The 18,439-nt window shown below is 60.8% G+C and carries 18 protein-coding genes; 5 read left to right on the forward strand and 13 right to left on the reverse strand.

Annotated features, from left to right (window positions below; all coding sequences use genetic code 11):
- Positions 1 to 63: 63 nt before the first annotated feature.
- The gene (locus tag DBP26_RS01335) at positions 64 to 3,138 is read right to left on the reverse strand and encodes an efflux RND transporter permease subunit (RefSeq protein WP_108235806.1); all 3,075 of its coding nucleotides are present in this window, start codon (positions 3,136 to 3,138) and stop codon (positions 64 to 66) included.
- Between the two features lie 6 nt (positions 3,139 to 3,144).
- The gene (locus tag DBP26_RS01340) at positions 3,145 to 4,245 is read right to left on the reverse strand and encodes an efflux RND transporter periplasmic adaptor subunit (RefSeq protein ID WP_108235807.1); all 1,101 of its coding nucleotides are present in this window, start codon (positions 4,243 to 4,245) and stop codon (positions 3,145 to 3,147) included.
- A gap of 109 nt (positions 4,246 to 4,354) precedes the next feature.
- Between DBP26_RS01340 and DBP26_RS01345 the strand changes: the two genes are divergently transcribed.
- A complete protein-coding gene (locus DBP26_RS01345; protein WP_108235808.1) occupies positions 4,355 to 4,987 on the forward strand; it encodes a TetR/AcrR family transcriptional regulator in 633 nt (210 codons plus the stop codon).
- Positions 4,988 to 5,027: 40 nt separating this feature from the next.
- Here DBP26_RS01345 and DBP26_RS01350 read toward each other — a convergent pair whose 3' ends face one another.
- The gene (locus DBP26_RS01350; protein ID WP_108235809.1) at positions 5,028 to 5,810 is read right to left on the reverse strand and encodes a class I SAM-dependent methyltransferase; all 783 of its coding nucleotides are present in this window, start codon (positions 5,808 to 5,810) and stop codon (positions 5,028 to 5,030) included.
- 98 nt (positions 5,811 to 5,908) lie between these two features.
- Here DBP26_RS01350 and DBP26_RS01355 point away from each other — a divergent pair, with 98 nt between their 5' ends.
- Positions 5,909 to 6,535, forward strand: coding sequence for an energy transducer TonB (locus tag DBP26_RS01355; protein WP_108235810.1), 627 nt, complete (start codon positions 5,909 to 5,911; stop codon positions 6,533 to 6,535).
- Positions 6,536 to 6,553: 18 nt separating this feature from the next.
- On the opposite strand, the gene DBP26_RS01360 is transcribed toward DBP26_RS01355, so the two are convergent.
- The 6 genes from DBP26_RS01360 to ppc form a co-directional block, all read right to left on the reverse strand.
- On the reverse strand, positions 6,554 to 7,252 hold the full coding sequence (locus tag DBP26_RS01360; protein WP_108235811.1) for an extensin family protein: 699 nt from the start codon (positions 7,250 to 7,252) through the stop codon (positions 6,554 to 6,556).
- 45 nt (positions 7,253 to 7,297) lie between these two features.
- On the reverse strand, positions 7,298 to 8,164 hold the full coding sequence (locus DBP26_RS01365) for a DUF72 domain-containing protein (RefSeq protein WP_177410987.1): 867 nt from the start codon (positions 8,162 to 8,164) through the stop codon (positions 7,298 to 7,300).
- A 2-nt stretch (positions 8,165 to 8,166) separates the two neighbouring features.
- Entirely contained in the window at positions 8,167 to 8,457 is a 291-nt protein-coding gene (locus DBP26_RS01370) for a hypothetical protein (protein WP_108235813.1), read from the reverse strand.
- A 200-nt stretch (positions 8,458 to 8,657) separates the two neighbouring features.
- Positions 8,658 to 9,332, reverse strand: coding sequence for a tRNA (adenosine(37)-N6)-threonylcarbamoyltransferase complex dimerization subunit type 1 TsaB (tsaB, locus tag DBP26_RS01375; RefSeq protein WP_108235814.1), 675 nt, complete (start codon positions 9,330 to 9,332; stop codon positions 8,658 to 8,660).
- A gap of 96 nt (positions 9,333 to 9,428) precedes the next feature.
- Entirely contained in the window at positions 9,429 to 10,076 is a 648-nt protein-coding gene (adk, locus tag DBP26_RS01380) for an adenylate kinase (RefSeq protein WP_108235815.1), read from the reverse strand.
- A 286-nt stretch (positions 10,077 to 10,362) separates the two neighbouring features.
- Entirely contained in the window at positions 10,363 to 12,999 is a 2,637-nt protein-coding gene (ppc, locus tag DBP26_RS01385) for a phosphoenolpyruvate carboxylase (RefSeq protein WP_108235816.1), read from the reverse strand.
- Between the two features lie 233 nt (positions 13,000 to 13,232).
- Between ppc and DBP26_RS01390 the strand changes: the two genes are divergently transcribed.
- From DBP26_RS01390 to DBP26_RS01400, 3 genes are all read left to right on the forward strand, one after another.
- The gene (locus tag DBP26_RS01390; RefSeq protein ID WP_108235817.1) at positions 13,233 to 13,577 is read left to right on the forward strand and encodes a pilin assembly protein; all 345 of its coding nucleotides are present in this window, start codon (positions 13,233 to 13,235) and stop codon (positions 13,575 to 13,577) included.
- Between the two features lie 280 nt (positions 13,578 to 13,857).
- Positions 13,858 to 14,283, forward strand: coding sequence for a DUF4398 domain-containing protein (locus tag DBP26_RS01395; protein WP_108235818.1), 426 nt, complete (start codon positions 13,858 to 13,860; stop codon positions 14,281 to 14,283).
- Between the two features lie 48 nt (positions 14,284 to 14,331).
- Entirely contained in the window at positions 14,332 to 15,114 is a 783-nt protein-coding gene (locus DBP26_RS01400) for an OmpA family protein (protein WP_108235819.1), read from the forward strand.
- Between the two features lie 104 nt (positions 15,115 to 15,218).
- Here DBP26_RS01400 and DBP26_RS01405 read toward each other — a convergent pair whose 3' ends face one another.
- From DBP26_RS01405 to DBP26_RS01420, 4 genes are all read right to left on the reverse strand, one after another.
- Positions 15,219 to 15,554: a hypothetical protein gene (locus tag DBP26_RS01405; protein ID WP_108235820.1), complete on the reverse strand. Its 336-nt coding sequence runs from the start codon at positions 15,552 to 15,554 to the stop codon at positions 15,219 to 15,221.
- Positions 15,551 to 16,489: an alpha/beta hydrolase gene (locus DBP26_RS01410; RefSeq protein ID WP_108235821.1), complete on the reverse strand. Its 939-nt coding sequence runs from the start codon at positions 16,487 to 16,489 to the stop codon at positions 15,551 to 15,553. The genes DBP26_RS01405 and DBP26_RS01410 overlap by 4 nt, the downstream gene beginning before the upstream one ends.
- A gap of 66 nt (positions 16,490 to 16,555) precedes the next feature.
- Positions 16,556 to 17,806 carry a flavohemoglobin expression-modulating QEGLA motif protein gene (locus tag DBP26_RS01415; protein WP_177410988.1) on the reverse strand — a complete coding sequence of 417 codons (1,251 nt, stop codon included), beginning with the start codon at positions 17,804 to 17,806 and terminating at the stop codon, positions 16,556 to 16,558.
- A 54-nt stretch (positions 17,807 to 17,860) separates the two neighbouring features.
- Positions 17,861 to 18,418, reverse strand: a complete 558-nt coding sequence (locus tag DBP26_RS01420; RefSeq protein ID WP_108235823.1) for a hypothetical protein — start codon at positions 18,416 to 18,418, stop codon at positions 17,861 to 17,863.
- Positions 18,419 to 18,439 lie beyond the last annotated feature (21 nt).

The following is an 18,439-nucleotide window of genomic DNA, read 5'->3' on the forward strand; positions in this document are numbered from 1 at the left end:
AAAGGCACTCCACCACCAGACCGCAGGCACCGGCCTTGCTGCCGGTGCGCGGCAACAAAGCGCTCAAGTGCTTTCGCTTTTCTTCACCCGAAACCAGGCCGCGTACAGTGCGGGCAGGAACAGCAACGTCAGGGCGGTCGCCACGATCAAGCCTCCCATGATCGCCACCGCCATCGGCCCGAAGAACACGCTGCGCGACAGCGGGATCATCGCCAGCACCGCCGCAAGCGCGGTCAGCACAATGGGCCGGAAGCGGCGCACGGTCGCCTCGATGATGGCCTGCCAACGGTCAAGGCCGGCGGCAATGTCCTGTTCGATCTGATCCACCAGGATCACCGAGTTGCGCATGATCATTCCGGACAGGGCGATGGTGCCGAGCATGGCCACAAACCCGAAGGGCTGGCGGAAAATCAGCAGAAACAGCGTCACCCCTATCAGGCCTAACGGAGCTGTGAGAAAAACCATGAACGTGCGCGAGAAACTGCGCAGCTGGATCATCAGCAACGTCAGGACCACGACGATGAACAATGGCACCCCGGCGTTCACCGAATTCTGACCACGGGCGGAATCTTCGACCGTACCGCCGACTTCCAGCAGATAGCCGTCCGGCAACTGCGCACGCACCCCATCGAGGGTCGGGAGGATCTGCTTGACCAGCGTCGCCGGTTGCTCTTTGCCGTAAATGTCGGCTCGAATCGTCACGTTCGGCAGGCGATTGCGATGCCAGATGATGCCTTCCTCAAAACCGTATTCGAGCGTCGCCACCTGGGACAGTGCCACGCTCATCCCGTTGGCGGTCGGCACTGACAGGCTCGCCAGGCTGCCCAATGCATGGCGCTCCTGTTCAGTGCCACGCAGCAGGATTTCAATCAGCTCATCGTCTTCGCGGTACTGGCTGACACTGGAGCCGGTCAACTGGCTTTGCAGGAAGCGCGACAGGTCGGCAGTGGTCACGCCAAGCGCTCGCGCCCGGTCTTGGTCGACGTTGAGGTACACGACCTTGCTCGGCTCCTCCCAATCCAGATGTACGTTCACCACATGAGGGTTTTCGCGCACCTTGGCCGCGACGTCTCGGGCCAGCGCACGCACCTCATCGATGTGCTCACCGGTCACCCGGAACTGCACCGGGTACCCCACGGGTGGCCCATTCTCCAGGCGCGTGACGCGCGGGCGCAGCACAGGGAACTGCTCATCCAGCGTCTGTATCAGCCAGGTGCGCAGCGCTTCTCGGTCTTCGATGGTTTTGGCCAGCACCACGAATTGGGCAAAGCTCGCCGCCGGGAGTTGCTGGTCCAACGGCAGGTAAAAACGCGGCGAACCGGTCCCGACGTAGGCGACATAATTCTCGACGCCGGCATGGTCTTTCAGCATGCCTTCCAGGCGCTTGACCTGGTCCGCCGTGTTACTGAGCGATGCGCCCTCGGCGAGCTTGAGATCGACCATCAACTCCAGCCGGCCGGACGCCGGGAAGAATTGCTGCGGGACAAAGCGAAAGCTGATGATCGACAGCGCGAACAACACGATGGTCAGTACGATCACGGTCTTGCGTCGCCGCACGCACCAGCCGACCAGCGCGCGGACGCGAAGGTAGAACGGCGTGCCATAGGGGTCCGGAGCGTCGGGGCCCGAGCCGTGCCTGGCGGCATGAAGCCTGGCCAGATCGGGCAACAGCCGTTCCCCCAGGTACGGCACGAAGACCACCGCGGCGATCCACGAAGCCAACAGCGCTATCGTCACCACCTGAAAGATCGACCGGGTGTATTCGCCTGTACTCGACTGCGCGGTGGCAATTGGCAAAAAGCCCGCCGCGGTGATCAGCGTGCCCGTGAGCATCGGAAACGCCGTGCTGGTCCAGGCGAAAGCCGCAGCCTTGAGCCGGTCATAGCCTTGCTCCATTTTGATCGCCATCATTTCCACGGCGATGATCGCATCGTCCACCAGCAATCCGAGCGCCAGCACCAACGCCCCAAGGGAAATCTTGTGCAACCCGATACCGAGGTAGTACATCGTGGCGAAAGTCATCGCCAGCACGACCGGGATCGCCAGCGCCACCACCATGCCGGTGCGCACACCGAGCGAGAAGAAGCTCACCAACAGTACGATCCCCAGCGCCTCGGCGAGCACGCGTACAAATTCGCCGACGCTGCTTTTGACCGCAGCAGGCTGGTCGGAGACCTTGTGCAACTGCATCCCGGCGGGCAGGTTGCTCTGCAGGCGGGCGAATTCGTGTTCCAACGCGCGGCCCAGGACCAGGATGTCACCACCGTCCTTCATCGCAACCGCCAGGCCGATGGCGTCCTCGCCCATGAAACGCATGCGCGGTGCGGGCGGATCGTTGAAACCGCGGCGCACATCGGCCAGATCACTGATACGGAACGTGCGGTCGCCGACGCGAATCGGGAAATCGCGAAGTTCGTCGACCGTTTGAAAACGCCCGGTCACCCGCAATTGCACCCGCTCATTGGGGGTCTCGAAGAAACTTGCCGCCACCACCGCATTCTGCGCTTCGAGTGCTTGCTGGACAGCCGACAGCGGCAGGCCCAGGGTGGCGAGCTTGACGTTGGAAAGCTCGATCCAGATTTTTTCATCCTGCAGGCCGATCAACTCCACCTTGCCCACATCCTTGACTCGCTGCAGCTGGATCTGGATGCGGTCGGCGTAATCTTTCATGACGGCGTAGTCGAATCCCTCGCCTGTTAGCGCATAGATATTGCCGAAGGTCGTGCCGAATTCGTCGTTGAAGAACGGGCCCTGAACGCCCGTCGGCAGGGTCTGACGGATGTCGCCGACCTTCTTGCGGATCTGGTACCAGAGCTCGGGCAATTTCGCCGAGACGAGTGAATCCCGCGCCATGAACGTCACCTGGGATTCGCCTGGCCGGGAAAAGGACACGATGCGCTCGTAGTCGCCGGTTTCCATCAGTTTCTTTTCAATACGATCGGTCACCTGCCGCGCCACTTCTTCGGCACTGGCACCCGGCCAAAGGGTGCGGATGACCATGGCTTTGAAAGTAAAAGGCGGGTCTTCGCTCTGCCCCAGCTTGGTGTAAGACAAGGCACCCACTACCGCCAGCAGGATCATCAGATACAGGACCATCTGCCGATTGCGCAGCGCCCATTCGGAAAGGTTGAAACGCATCCGTGCCTACTCCTTGTCGGCCAGTTTGATCGCCCGGTTACTGCGGTCCACAGGCCGCACTCGCTCGCCCTCATGCAACACATGGACACCCGCGGCCACCACCCAGTCGCTGGCGGCCAGGCCACTCAGCACCGGCACGGACTCCTGGCCATAAGGCCCTACCTGAACCGGGGTGCGTTTCAGGGTGCCGTCGCTCTGCAGGCGCCAGACGTAGGTCTGACCCTTCTCGGCGGTCACCGCGGACAGCGGCACCGACAAGGACACCGCGTGATCGGCGGCGATGAACACCCGCGCGCTCTGCCCCAGTTCGGCGGGCACCTTGCCTGCGGCGAACGCAATGCGCGCGGCGAACGTCCGCGATTTGGGATCGGCAGCCGGGGAAAGCTCACGAATGCGTCCGGGCAAGCGCTGCTCCCGCTGCGTCCATAGCTCGACGGAGACTGGATCGCCGATCTTGAACCGCCCGAAATTCTGTTCCGGCAGGCTGATCGCCACTTCTCGCTCACCATCGGCCGCCAGGGTGAATACGGTTTGACCGGCGGCGACCACTTGCCCGACTTCCACCAGGCGTTTGGCGATCACGCCGTCCTGGGAGGCACGCAGTACCGCGTAGCGGGTCTGGTTGTCGGCAACGGTGAATTCCGCCTTGAGCTGCTTGAGCCGCGCATCGCCGGCGCGATAAAGATTCTCGGCATTGTCGTACTGCGACTTGCTGACCATTTGCCGGTCCATCAGCGTCTTGTAACGGTCCCGCTCGGAGCGAACCAATTGCAGATTGGCTTCGGCCGCCGCGACCTGCGCGCGGGCGGCGTCCAGTTGCAGGCGTACGTCCTGGGCGTCTAGTTCGGCCAAGGGTTGCTCGGCCCTGACGCGCTCGCCCTCCTCCACGAGACGTCGGCTGACCTTACCCGGAATGCGAAACGCCAAGTCTGGTTCGAACCGGGCCCGGACTTCGCCTGGGTAGCTGTCCATGGATTGGGAGGATGGCAGTGGTTGCACTACCATGGCCGGGCGAACCGTGGCGGGAACCGACACGTCCTGCCCACAACCGACCAGCAACGACGCCAGACTGACCGGCAGCACAAGGAACAAGGCATCGCGAAACATGGTGAGGCACCTTGGCAGAAGAGGCTTTTGGAATAATTGTACTGGCGAGTATATTCAGAATTAGCAAACTGAACAGTCCACTATTGAATCCGACAGGCGTGGCTTCCGAATGACCGACGTAACCGCTCCCACCGGCCCCGGCCGCCCGAAAGATCCGGCCAAGCGCCAAGCCATCCTCGAGGCGGCGAAAAACCTGTTCATTCGCAATGGGTACGCGAACACCAGCATGGATGCGGTCGCGGCTGAGGCCGGGGTCTCCAAACTCACGGTCTACAGCCATTTCACCGACAAGGAGACCTTGTTTTCCGCCGCCGTCGTGGCCCGTTGTGAAGAGCAGGTCCCTGAACTTTTCGTCGACATGGCGCCCACGGCTTCGGCGGAAAAAGTGTTGCTGGGTATTGCGCGAGGCTTTCAGACGCTGATCAACAGCCCCGAATCCGTGGAGCTGCACCGTCTGATGATTGCCCTGGGAACCCAAGGCACCGAGTTGTCGCAAGTCTTCTTCGAGGCCGGCCCGCAGCGCATCCTCCAGGAGATGGAACGCGTCCTGACCCGGCTGAACGACACGGACGGGCTGCATTTCGACTCACCCGCGAGGGCGGCTGGCCACTTCCTGAGCTTGATCAAAGGCGTCGGAAACTTCCGACTGTTGATCGGCCACGGCACTGCCCCTGAGCAATCTTCCGAGGATCGTCATGTGCGGGAGGTCGTCGCCCTTTTTCTGAAGGCCTACCGCGCCTGATGCAGCGCTGCGCACAAGGCGAGGGAATCCTGCATGGGCCTCAAGGCTTCAACGCTTTCTTGGGGTAGACGTCATACCGGCTCGATTTGCCGTCCAGCGCGTACCCCGGCTTGGCCCCCGCGATGCAGGGCGCCTTGCGGGGGCGCTTGACCACGACACGGTGTGTCGCCAACGCTAAGGCCGCCTCTAGCAAAGCAGGCGCGTCCATGTCATCCCCGACCAAGGGCCGAAACAGGCGCATCTCCTTTTTCACCAGCGCGGTTTTCTCCCGATGGGGAAACATCGGATCGAGGTAAATGACCTGAGGCGCCTCCTCTTGCCATAGGCGCATCAGCTCGATGGCGTTGCCGGTCAACAGCCGCATCTGCCCAACAATTGCGCCGACGTCCGGATCCTGTGAGGCCCGAGCCAAGCCGTCTTCGAGTAGCGCGGCGATGATCGGCTGGCGCTCGATCAAGCTCATTTCGCAGCCCAGGCTCGCTAGCACGAAGGCGTCCTTTCCCAACCCCGCGGTCGCATCCAGCACACGCGGGCGCACACCCGGTTGTATCCCCACGGCCTTGGCGATCATTTGCCCGCTGCCACCGCCGAACAGCCGACGGTGCGCCGCCTTGCCTTCGACAAAATCCACCCGCACCGGACCCGGCGCATCAGCGCCCAATTGTTGCAACTGCAGCCCATCTTCAGCGACTTGCAATGCGAAATCGGCCTGGGCATCGCCAAGCGGCAGTTCCAGGCGCTCAGCCCACCGCGCGGCCTGACGCTCGCCGTCGGAAATCAGGGTTTCGACCCGAATGCGGCTGCCCGCTTGCTCATCACTCATCTTTTCAATGCGTCCAAATTTTCTTAATGATTGGCAGTAGCTGCCGATAACGAAAGTATCCGGCATTCTGCCAGACCCAAGGCATGTACTGAGCGCTTATGTCAGACATTCAGAATCCATCCTCAATCGGCTATTTGACGTACGCAGGTGACTACAGCGTCCGCAATACCGAGACCCTGAGCGGCGTTACGCAGCTCTGGCAGGATGCGTTTGCCCGGGCAATGGCTCAACAGGTCGACGACAATGCGGGGGTCGTTGTCGCGGCCAGTCCCGTTGCCGCAACCGACAGCACGACCGGTGAGCCCATCGCCGGCGCCAGGACACTGCACACCATCGTCGAGCAGCGCACTTGCCCTGTCGAAGATCACGAAATCAATCCGCCAGAGCCGTTGTTCCTGCCCATCGCCGAATTCGAGTGGGACCTGGCAAAACCGCCCGTGCCATTCAGTGCCAGCGAAATGATCGAACAACAGCGGCACTTGGAGATTGAAACGCATTGGGTACGCCCAGCCGTGCTCAACCCCTACGACGACAGTGTCGATCCTGGTCCCGGACCTCAACCTCGCCCTCTGTTTCTGCCGATTGCCGAGTTCGAGTGGGACCTGGCCGACAAACCTGCCACACCCTACAGCGCCGATGAAATGACCGAGCAGCAACGCCACCTGGACTTCGATAACGGGTGGGCGCGGCCCATCGTGTTGCAGAATCTGCGCATCGCCGCCTGATCCGCCCTCGCCGGGACCTTACCGACAAACCCGCCAGAGCCCCATGTCGACGTGAAAATGGTTGCGATGCGCCGCGTTGTAGTCCGGCCCCAGCACGGCGTTGAACGAGCGGCAGGCGCCGTCCCTGACGCGCTTGAGGAATTTCCCTTTATCGCCGGAATCATCCCAATCCTGAAGCACAGAGATCCGTTTTCCATCAGCCAGACGGAACACAGCGATATCCAGCGCGTTCGCCGACGCGTGCTGGCTGAGACGCCCCTCACTGCGGTTGTACACATTGCGGCAGGCGAAGCTGCCCAGATGATCGATGCGTGTCACCCGTTGACCGAATACGCTTTGGGCGGCGGGCTGCAACTCGTGGAGGTCGAACAGGGCAAAGGACACCGCCAGCGGACAACTGGACAGAAAACTGCTGCTCATCGCTACGTCCCCGCCTTGAATGCGCAAGGTGTTGGTCAGCGGGCATCTGGCCTGGGCAGGACTGTCCACCTGATGGGTGTAGCGCAAGCTGGACGTTTGCAGCGCCTGATCACACAAGGCCGCATCGTCCTGCAGGCGCCATAACTTGAAGGATGTCAGCAGGTTCGGCGCGTCGCGTACGTCGAGCGGTGCCCAAGGGTTCCAGCGATCTGGAACCGTCAACCATTCTCGCCAGACAGAAATGGCAAAGCCTGCGCCCAACAACACCAATAAAAGGAACAGGGTCGAGCCACGCATGAGCAGGTATCCGCAGAGTGAACGGGAGGGCCTGCTCTATCGACCTCAAAGCAACCCGAGTTGCTCCACCTGTGGTCCCCGCTCCAGGTCAGGCAAATCCGGCAAGCCGGGCAGCAACGCCATCAACTGCCGATGGAACCGTCGCGCAAGCGCCGGTGCTTGCAGGTTATCCGGCGTGTGAAGAAACACATACGGCGTGCGCCCTTCTTCGATCCACGCCGCCACTTTCAACGCCCACTGCTCGACATAAACCTGGTTGGCATCCAGCTCGGGCCCGCCGATGAAACGGACCTGCGGAAATTGCGTCAACGCGGCGGGACGTACAGGCACTTTCGGCTTTTTCGATTGAGCGTGAAGCACGGCCGGATCACGGGACACGCAACTGAACAGAGGTCGCGAATCGAGACAGATCCGCTCGACGCCTCGCTCCAGCAACAGCCGATTGAGCGCGCGCTCCTCTTCACCTTTGCTGAAAAACGCCATATTGCGCACCTCGACCGCCAAAGGTCGCCCTTCCAGCGCATCGATGAAAGTCGCCAGCTCTCCGAGCCGTTGGGGTGTGAAGCTGGCAGGCAGTTGCAACCACAGCGGCTCGACACGCCTGCCCAGCGGGGCCAGCAGTTGCAGGAAATCCTCGACGGCTGTCAGGTGCTCGCGCAGGTCTCCCGCGTGGCTGATGTCCCCCGGAAATTTGGCAGTGAAACGAAAGTGTTCCGGTAACAAATCCGCCCAACGTTGAACGGTGGTGTCCTTGGGTCGAGCATAAAAGGTCGTATTACCTTCCACCGCGTTGAACACACGCGCATACAGTGCGAGGAACTCATTGCTCTGCGCGTCGGGGGGATATAAAGAATCACGCCAGGCGCTTTCGCTCCATGACGGGCAACCAATGCAGTAAGGCAGATCAGCGATATTCAAACGTGCAGGTCGAGTCCCGAAACTTCGAGATCCCAATCGACGAAGGTAGAGGTCGTCAGGTAGCTGCTGAGCGCATGGGCGACACGGCGACTCATGGCACGGGGGAAGATGATGTCTTGCTGGCGAGCGGGTACGTTCGCGGTATGGCCAGCCTGGCGGCGAGCAGGCTGCGGAGCGGCTTCAATATCATCGATCTCTTCTTCCGAAGCATTATCGATCGTCGTAGTCTCTTTACGAGGCTTGCGCTTGATCGGGTATGAGCGATGTGAAGGACCATTGATCCGCATGGTAACTTACTCAGCGTCTTGTAGTGGCGATTTAATCTCACGGAACGCACTTAAGCAAACTCGCGAACGATAACTAGACCACAGTTATTACAAAACGTTTAAAACTATCGAGCCGTTAACCATGACTTATCGCCGAACGGTCGCGAAGTTGTGACCCAGGTCGCACCGCAAACGCACTTTCGCCCTGTATAAGGGATCACTCAACGCGCTTTTGGCGTAGCGACCTTGTCGCGCAGATACACAGGCTGCGCCTGATCCGCGTCGATGGCTTCGCCGCGTTGCCAGGCAAAACCGCCCAGCGTCAGCAGATCTTCGGCATGGGGCAACAGCGTGGCGTCGCGCCCGCCCGGCATGACAGCAATGCGCTCGCCGTACCCCCATCCCGTGCCGGCGCCAAACCAGTTGCCCGCGGCGTCATCGGGCAAAGAGGCCTGTTCAGGCGGCATCACTGCCTCCTTGCCGACCAGGCGCATTTCCCCTGAGACCTCGCGATAGCACCCCCAATACACCTCGTCCATACGCGCATCGATCGCCGCTGCCACCTGAGTGGCGCCCTGCTCCCGAAACGCACGTTGCGCCAGCGCGGCGAGGTTAGACACCGGGAGCACCGGGCGATCCAGACCGAAGGCAAGCCCCTGCACCACGCCGATCGCAATGCGCACGCCCGTAAATGCGCCAGGCCCGCGGCCGAATGCGATGGCATCCAGCGCCGACAGCGCAATCTCTGCCTCGGCCAACAGATTCTTGATCATGGGCAACAGCTTCTGGGCATGCAGACGCGGGATCACCTCGTAGTGAGTCAGCACCTTGCCATCGTGCAGCAAAGCAACTGAGCAGGCTTCAGTAGCGGTGTCCAGGGCCAGCAAGGTGGTCATCGTCGGGTTCCGTGCGTGAGGGGGTGTGCGAAAAGTGCCGCATTATAAACAACAACAGCCCGCAAGCGGGCCGTTGTGCATTGTGCCGAAGAGGAATCAGGCGAGTGCTGCATTCACCTTCGCGGTGATGTCTTCGACCGAGCCAACGCCCGGAATACTGCTGAACTTGGGCGTCCCGTCCTTGGCTTCCAGCTGCTTGTAGAACTCCACCAGCGGCTCGGTCTGTGCGTGATAGACCGACAGACGATGGCGCACGGTTTCTTCGACGTCGTCTTTGCGTTGAATGAGGTCCTCGCCGGTTTCGTCGTCTTTGCCTTCGACCTTCGGCGGGTTGAACACGGTGTGGTAAACCCGGCCAGACCCTTCGTGCACCCGGCGCCCGGAAATGCGTTTGACGATCTCTTCGTCGTCGACCTTGATTTCAACGACGTGATCGATCGTCAGACCTGCATTCTTCAAGGCTTCCGCTTGAGGAATGGTACGCGGGAAGCCGTCGAACAGGCAGCCGTTGGCGCAATCAGGCTGCGACAGGCGATCCTTGATCAGGCCGATGATCAGATCGTCGGACACCAGCCCGCCCGCGTCCATGACGCTCTTGGCCTTCAGGCCCAGTTCGGTGCCTGCCTTGACCGCAGCGCGCAGCATGTCGCCTGTGGAGATTTGTGGAATGCCGAATTTCTTGGTGATGAACGTTGCCTGAGTACCTTTACCGGCCCCGGGAGCTCCCAGCAGAATCACGCGCATTGTTGTGCTCCTCAATTTTTTATAGAGATTTCGTCGGATTCGCCTGATTGGGGCCAATCACTTCAAAGATTTACTGACCCAACGGCCAAAAGGCTGATCAAGATACACAGCCGATTCCTGCCGCACAAGACGCTAAAAGTCGCACCAACACGGCGTAATCCGGTCGCCTGCCGACGGTCGATACTTTCGAATGACCCGTCTCGGCTCCCCCTGCACACCCCATGCACGGCCGAGCACGACGCGCAGGATGAAGGCTTGCGCCTGCATCCCTTTAGCGACCCTGGTTTCAACCGGTATTGCGTAAACCGGCTGCAATCCCCGCCACAGACACCAGAAGCGCCTGCACGAGAGGACTGTCCAGGCTGGCCTCCTGCCGACGCGAGCGTGCCAGAAGCTCGGCCTGAAGCAGATGCAGAGGGTCCAGGTAGGTATTGCGCAAACTGATGAACTCCAGGGTTTCCGGACTGTGGGCCAGCAACTGCGACTGGCCGGTCAGCCCCAATACCACCCGGCACGCCTGCGACAATAGGTCGCGTAGATGTATACCAAGGTGGAGCAGTGTAGGGTCAACCAGACGTTCGTCGTAGAGTTGGGCAATGTCGCTGTCGGCCTTGGCCAGCACCATCTCGAGCATGTCGATCCGGGTGCGGAAAAACGGCCACTGTTCACGCATTTGCCCGAGCAGCTCCCCCTGTCCGCGTGCCAGCGCATTGCCCAAGGCCTGCTCCCAGCCCAACCAGGCGGGCAGCATCAAGCGCGTTTGCGTCCAGGCGAAGATCCACGGAATCGCTCTCAGGCTCTCTACACCGCCCTCTCGACGCTTGGCCGGGCGGCTGCCCAGTGGCAGCCGCCCCAGTTCCTGCTCGGGGGTGGCTTGGCGGAAATAGTCGACGAACTCCGGATGCTCCCGGACCACGGCCCGGTAAGCCTTCACCCCGTCTGCCGCCAGTTGATCCATCATCTGCCGCCAGGCCGGCTCGGGCATGGGCGGCGGTTGCAACGTCGCCTCCAGCACGGCGGCGAGGTACAGGTTCAGATTCTGCTCGGCGATATCCGGCAAACCGAACTTGAAGCGGATCATTTCCCCTTGTTCAGTGGTACGGAAACGCCCAGCCACCGAGCCCGGTGGTTGCGACAGAATGGCGGCGTGGGCCGGTCCCCCGCCTCGCCCCACAGTGCCGCCTCGGCCGTGGAACAACAGCAGCTCCACCTCGTGAGCGCGGCAAATGTCGACGAGTTTCTCCTGCGCTCGGTACTGTGCCCAGGCCGCCGCCGTGGTGCCAGCGTCCTTGGCCGAGTCGGAATAGCCGATCATGACTTCCTGGGGCCCGCTCAAGCGGGCGCGATACCCCGGCAAGCTCAGCAGGTGTTCGATGACAGGCCCGGCATTATCCAAATCGGCGAGTGTCTCGAACAACGGCACTACGCGCATCGGACGTTGCAAGCCGGCTTCTTTGAGCAGCAGTTGCACCGCGAGCACGTCGGAGGCCGCACCGGCCATGGAGATGACGTACGAACCCAACGACGCTGCCGGGGCGGCGGCCACCTCTCGACAGGTCGCCAGCACCTCTGCCGTGTCGGCGGCCGGCTTGAAATGCGCGGGCAGCAGCGGGCGTTTGTTGTTCAACTCACGCAGCAGAAATTCGACCCGCTTCTCTTCCTCCCACTCTTCGTAACGTCCCAGGCCAAGGTAATCGGTGATTTCGGTCATCGCCGAACTGTGCCGCGTGGAGTCCTGCCGGACATCGAGCTTGACCAGAAACAGGCCGAAGGTGACCGCACGACGCAGGCAATCGAGCAACGGACCATCGGCGATCACGCCCATGCCGCATTCGTGGAGCGACTGGAAACACAACTGCAGCGGCTCGAGCAGGTCGCGATTGCTGTGCAACACGCCTTCCGGTGCCGGTTGCGTCACTTTGAGCGAAGCGTGTGCCCAATTGCGGGTGGCACGCAGGCGTTCGCGCAAGTGCTTGAGCACACTGCGATAGGGTTCGGCGCTGTCGCCCGCCACCGCCAGAAGTGCCGGGCTGGCTCGCTGCATCGACAGTTCGGCGGCCAGTTGATCGACATCGCGCAGGTACAGGTCGGCAGCCATCCAACGCGCCAACAACAGCACTTCGCGTGTCACCGCTGCCGTGACGTTCGGATTGCCATCTCGGTCGCCGCCCATCCAGGAGGCAAAGCGGATCGGTGCCGCTTCCAACGGCAGGTGCAGGCCGGTCGCCGCGTGCAGTGCGTGATCGGCCTTGCGCAGGTAATTGGGAATCGCTTGCCAGAGTGAGTTTTCGATCACCGCGAAGCCCCACTTGGCCTCATCCACCGGGGTGGGACGAACCCGACGAATTTCCTCCGTGTGCCAGGCTTCGGCGATGAGGCGCTGGAGGCGCTCAGTGATCTGCTGTCGCTCCAGGCGACTCAGATCGCGGTGGTCGAGCGCAGCCAATTGCGCCGCGATGGCGTCGTACTTTTGAATGAGGGTACGCCGCGCTACTTCAGTGGGATGCGCGGTCAACACCAGTTCGATCTCCAGCTTGCCGAGTTGCCGGGCCAATGCGTCAGGTGACTGCCCGGATTGCTTCAAACGCTCCAGCAGTTCGGGAAGCACCCGCGCCTCGAACGGCTGAGGCTTGCTGTCATCACGGCGATGGATCAGTTGATACTGCTCGGCGATGTTAGCCAGGTTCAAGAACTGGTTGAACGCCCGCGCCACTGGCAGCAATTCGTCTTCGCCCAGGCTCTCAAGGTTGGAGCTCAACTGCTCGGTGCCCTGCGCCGAACCATGACGTCCGGCCTTGGCACTCTTGCGGATGCGCTCGATCTTTTCCAGAAAATCAGCCCCGTGCTGATCCCGAATCGTGTTGCCCAACAGCTCACCCAAAAGATGAACGTCCTCGCGCAAGCGCGCATCGATATCAGCCATCCAGCGTTCTCCTCTAGCGCTTTTGTTGTTCTGTTCCGAGCCAGCGCGCCCAGCCGAAACTGAACGCCCTCATCCGTTTTGCCTCTATCTCTGTGTATAGAGCGACAAATCGATGCATCGACGCAACCCTTGGCGTCACGCCCGCACCCAGCGGGCTACGCTCATGGGCGGGTCTCCTGAGATTCGACAATCCCCCCTGGCCCGCCATCATGCGGGAACGTGAAGAGGTCGTTATGAAAATTCGTGAGCTGGCAAAACAGTGGGAAGATTCGGCAAAAGGTCGCCTCACTCCAACCGCCTATTCCGTGCACCTGGACATCGAGGCCGCGGCTCGCCTGGCGGCGCTGGCCGAAATGTACCCCAAACGCTCCCCGGAAGAACTGATGGGCGAACTGCTCGGCGCGGCGTTAGAAGAGCTCGAGGCCAGCTTTCCTTACATCCAGGGTCAACATGTCGTTGCCACTGACGAAGAAGGCGATCCGCTGTATGAAGATGTAGGCCCGACGCCGCGCTTCCTCGCGTTGTCGCGGCGTTATCTGCAGGATTTGACCGACCAGATAGACAGCCGGCAGCACTGATCGCGACGTCGTTTTCACGCCGAAAACAGAACCCGGGCCACCCGCAAGCAGCGGGCGGCGCGGTATTTTCCTGCGTCAATTTTTTAGCGCCATATTTACAACACGAAACAAAACGTCAGGTCTTGAGAACAAAAACATCTGAACTATTCAAAAAATCGGCATGTCCGAGCAGTTAGCCATTACAGAAAAAGCCGACCAATGGCAGCGGGGTTCAGATCGAATGATCGCCCCCCGCCAGGCCAACCACTGAAATGGATCCTCTCGTTTTCAGGAGTTAAAAATGGAGTTGACCACCATGACTACCCGCACTGCCAACCCTTCGTTCAAAGGCCTGCGCGGACTCAAGCTGGCCGCCCTGGTACTGGGCACCACCGCACTGCTCGCCGGTTGCGCGGGAAAACCGCCAAGCGAGCAGTACGCCGTGACCCAATCTGCCGTCAACGCCGCAGTCACTGCGGGAGCGACCGAGTTCGCGCCGGTTGAAATGAAAGCCGCCCAGGACAAGTTCAAGCAATCCGAACTGGCCATGCAAGAGAAGAAGTACGACGAGGCGCGCAAGTACGCCGAACAGGCGGAGTGGGATGCCCGCGTAGCCGAGCGTAAGGCTCAGGCGGCCAAGGCGCAGAAAGCGGTGCAGGACGCACGTCAGGGCGTCAACGAACTGCGTGAAGAAGGCCTGCGTCAGGTTCAGCCAGTCAGCCAGTAACCCTTCGCACCTCGTGCATTGCCATTGGATTTAAAGGACGAAACTATTATGCGTAAACAAGTACTCATTCCTGCCCTGTTGGCCCTGAGCGTCGGTCTGGCAGCTTGCTCCTCGCAGCCCAACGTGAACCTGGAACAAGCTCGCACCAACTTCTCCGCCTTGCAAAGCAACCCGAAAGCGACTGAACTGGCCGCGCTGGAAACCAAAGACGCCAGCGAGTGGTTGGACAAGGCAGACGCCGCGTACCGCAACCACGACGACGAGAAAAAAGTCGATCAATTGGCCTACCTGACCAACCAGCGCGTCGAGCTGGCCAAACAGACCATCAACCTGAAGACCGCCGAAAACGATCTGAAAAACGCAGCGGCTCAGCGTGCACAAGCGCGTCTGGATGCCCGCGACGCACAGATCAAGGCGCTGCAGAACAGCCTGAACGCCAAGCAGACCGAACGCGGCACGCTGGTGACCTTTGGCGACGTGCTGTTCGACCTGAATAAATCCGAGCTCAAGTCCGCCGGTCTGGTCAACGTCAATAAACTCGCCCAATTCCTGCAGGAAAACCCTGATCGCAAGGTGATTGTCGAGGGCTACACCGACAGCACCGGTTCCGACAGCTACAACCAATCGCTGTCCGAGCGTCGCGCTAACTCGGTGCGCACGGCGCTGATCAAAATGGGCGTGAGCATGGACCGTGTAGTTGCTCAAGGTTATGGCAAGGAATACCCCGTTGCAGACAACAACAGCAACTCGGGCCGCGCCATGAACCGTCGTGTGGAAGTGACCATTTCCAACGATAACCAGCCGGTTGCACCGCGCTCCTCGATGCAATGATCGGTAACCGCTAAAGAAAAAGCCCCGCCTGGCATTGCGCCCTGGCGGGGCTTTTTCTTGTCTCATCCGAAGCTATTGGCGTGAATCTGGTTGGGCCTACAGCTTTACCCCCCTTGATCGATCTTCTGCGGTGTCTGCTGCCGCATGCACCGTACAGCTTGCCTGCGGTCGTTGACCAACACGCCTGTCAGGCCTTTCTGCTCCGTATCGAACATGACCAACACCCCTTCGATGCACTGTGCGACTTGCCGTGCAGGCTCCAGCGCCGCTTTGTAATCCTGACCGGGCACGGTCTTGAGCAAGGTGAACTGGCTCAGTTCCAACGCATCTTCCGGCTTGGCGAAATGCAGATAGCCGTAGTACCAAAGCACCCCCACCGTGCCGAATATGCAGACGATGCCGGTGAGAATCTGCGGGATCAGATTACGCTCCCCAGTCATTGCGCGCGCTCGACTGTCGGGACCTGAGAACGCACGTCAGGCGATCTACTCGCCGAATCAGTGTCTGGGTAGTTGGGCACTTCGGCGAGACGTCGCAGGCCGTTGAAGTGTTGAGGGTCGTCCAGGTAACGAACCATGACCTCACGCCAGGTCGGGTCGCCAAAAGTCTGCACATGCGGACCACGGGTCAATTGCAGCACGCGGGGAAGCGGCGCCGACTGATACAGGCTGATGCCGTTGTGCAGCGGCACCTGCGTATCGTCCAGGCTCTGAAACAACAGGATGGGTGTTCCTTTCAACTGGGCGATGCCATTGATGGCGCTGTCACCGTCCGGAATCACCCAGGACAGCGGCCGTTTGAAGGCCCATGTCAGCCAAGAGGTGCTGAGGGTATATCGGGCGACTTCCCGGTAGCTGGCGGGTACGCCGTCCAGCACGAGCGCCTTGATCCGAGACCGCTGTTGCGGGTGCTCTGCCAGGTAATGCACGCCGAGCGCGCCGCCGATGCTTTGCCCGAGCACCACCAAAGGTTTGCCCTGAACGTCCGGCGCATGGTCCAACCAGTCGAAGGCGGCGTCGATGTCCTGATAAACCGCGGGCAGCGCCGGGTCGCCCTGGGAGTGACCATAGCCGCGGTAATCCAGCAACAATACCTGATAGCCCTGCTCCGGCAGCCAGCCGCTGCCGCTCAGATGCCAGGCCATGTTGCCGCCGTTGCCGTGCAGGTGCAGCACCGTCCCTTTGACGGGGACCCCCGGCTTGGCCGGGAGGTACCAGGCGTTCAGGCGCGTCCCGTCGGCAGCGGTGAGGGTCACGTCACGCCAGGCGAGCCGAGCCTTGTCCGGGGTCAGTGGCACTTCACGTTCGGGGTAGAACAGGAGCTGGCTGCAGCCGCACAGGCACAGCAGCAAGAGGAGCGAGGTGAGCAGCTTCAAACGATGGCCTTCTCTTCGATGTCGAAACATGGTCGGCAGGCGCGAGCGGGCCCGCGCATTCTCGGGTCAGAGGATATTCGAATAATCCGCTTCGATCCGGTCGAGGCTCAGGTGATTGAGGAAGTTGGAGAAGCACATCCAGGCGGACAGCGCGTTCATGTCACGGAATTGCTCGGGCAAGTACTTGGGCGGCACCACCAGCCCCTCATCCACTAATTGACGCAACGTGCGCATGTCTTCCAGTGTGGTCTTGCCACAAAACAACAGCGGCACTTGCTCCAACTTGCCCTTCCTCACGGCCAACTGGATGTAGTTGTAAACCATGATGAAGCCCTTGAGGTAGGACAAGTCCTTGGTGAATGGCAGGCCATTCGGCACGGACCCGCGGAAAACGCGGCTGGCATTGCCGTAGCTTTCCGCCATACCAAACCCCTGATCGCGGTAGAACTCGAACACCTGGAGGAAATCCGCGCCCTCCTCAGCCATGTGAATCGCCCGAGTGCGGTTGGTGAGTTTGCGCAAGCGGCTTGGGTAGGACGCAAAACCGATCACTTCCATCAAAATCGCCAACCCTTCCTGAGTGATGGTCGATGAAGGCGGCCCCTTGGCCAGGAAGGTGCAGATGGGCTGGTTCTGCCCGTTGAGCGTGGTGCCCACGTGGACCAGGCCCTCATGGACTTCCAGCGCACGCACGTCGCGCTCATTGAACATCGCGTCGCTGCGAATCTTGATGTAGTCCGCCCCCGCTGCTGCGTCCGCCACGATGCCATCGGACTCGAATACCCTGATGGTCTCTTCCGCTTCACCGAACGTACGATTGAGACGACTTTGCAGCATCGCCACGGCGTCTTTTGCATTGAGCGTCTTGGGCTCGTCCTTGAGGTCACCGCGCCCGGCGATGTTGTTCAGGTAATCGGAGAGCATCAACCCCAGATCCGACAGCGTAGGGTCGCCGGCATGGAAAGCGTCGGATGCCGCGCCATAAAGCTCCTGCGAAATCAGGCCGAAATCTGCAGTGCCCCGCGCTTCGAGCATACGGATGACCATCCGGTACTCTTTGCACATACGCCGCATGATCTGCCCGACCGGGTTGAACTGCCCCAATTGCCGGGTAATGTCCCGTTCGATGTTCTGAAACTCCAGCTTCACCGCACTGGAATCGAAGCCCAACGGGCGATTCTCGTAATACGCACGGTCCACTTCCGGGAGCTGCTTGCCTTTGGCGGCGAGGAAATTCTTGCGGATGCTGTCGTCCCATTTCACGGCATCGAGCACGCGAATCGGCGTTTGAGCCAACACGATACGATCGGACAACATGCGTATGGTCTGCTGGTATTCGTCCACCCGGTACTCCTGTGACTGGTTCACGTGCTATTTGGCCATGCGCTGGTATTTGGCTGCCGAGAGAAAGATATCGGAATTGGCGCTGTCATCCAGGTAAGCGAAAACATTGTCCAGAGGGGTCGTGATCAGCACACCATCGCCTTTCTCGGTTTCCGTAGGGCGCCCTTCAAAGACCTTCTGATCGACCAACTGCTGCACCCGTTCCAGATCCAGGTCATAGATCACCAACTCATCGGCAGCATTGTCGTTGTCGATCAAATCGAAGCCCGCGATCACATAGTGGCCGCCATACTTTTCTGGAAGCGCGGCGGATACATACCAGCGGCTGCCATGACGCGACACGGTAAAGGCGTACTCGTCCCGATTCTTGCGGTCGCCCTTGCGGTAGCTCACGGCCTTGTATTGATCGGCGCCCGCTCGGGTGATCTCAAGCTCCAGCGGCTCGCCCCAGGCATTTTTGCTGGTCCAGGTGCCCAGCAATCTGGGAGGTGCGGTATCGCGAGTCGGAATAGGATCGTTGAACGTCACCAGGCACCCGCTCAACAGCACGAACGACAAGGCGAGCAAGACGCTCCTGGCTTTCATCGCGTTCTCCTGATCCCGCCC

Source organism: Pseudomonas sp. RIT409, from assembly GCF_003052515.2.
Lineage (GTDB): Bacteria > Pseudomonadota > Gammaproteobacteria > Pseudomonadales > Pseudomonadaceae > Aquipseudomonas.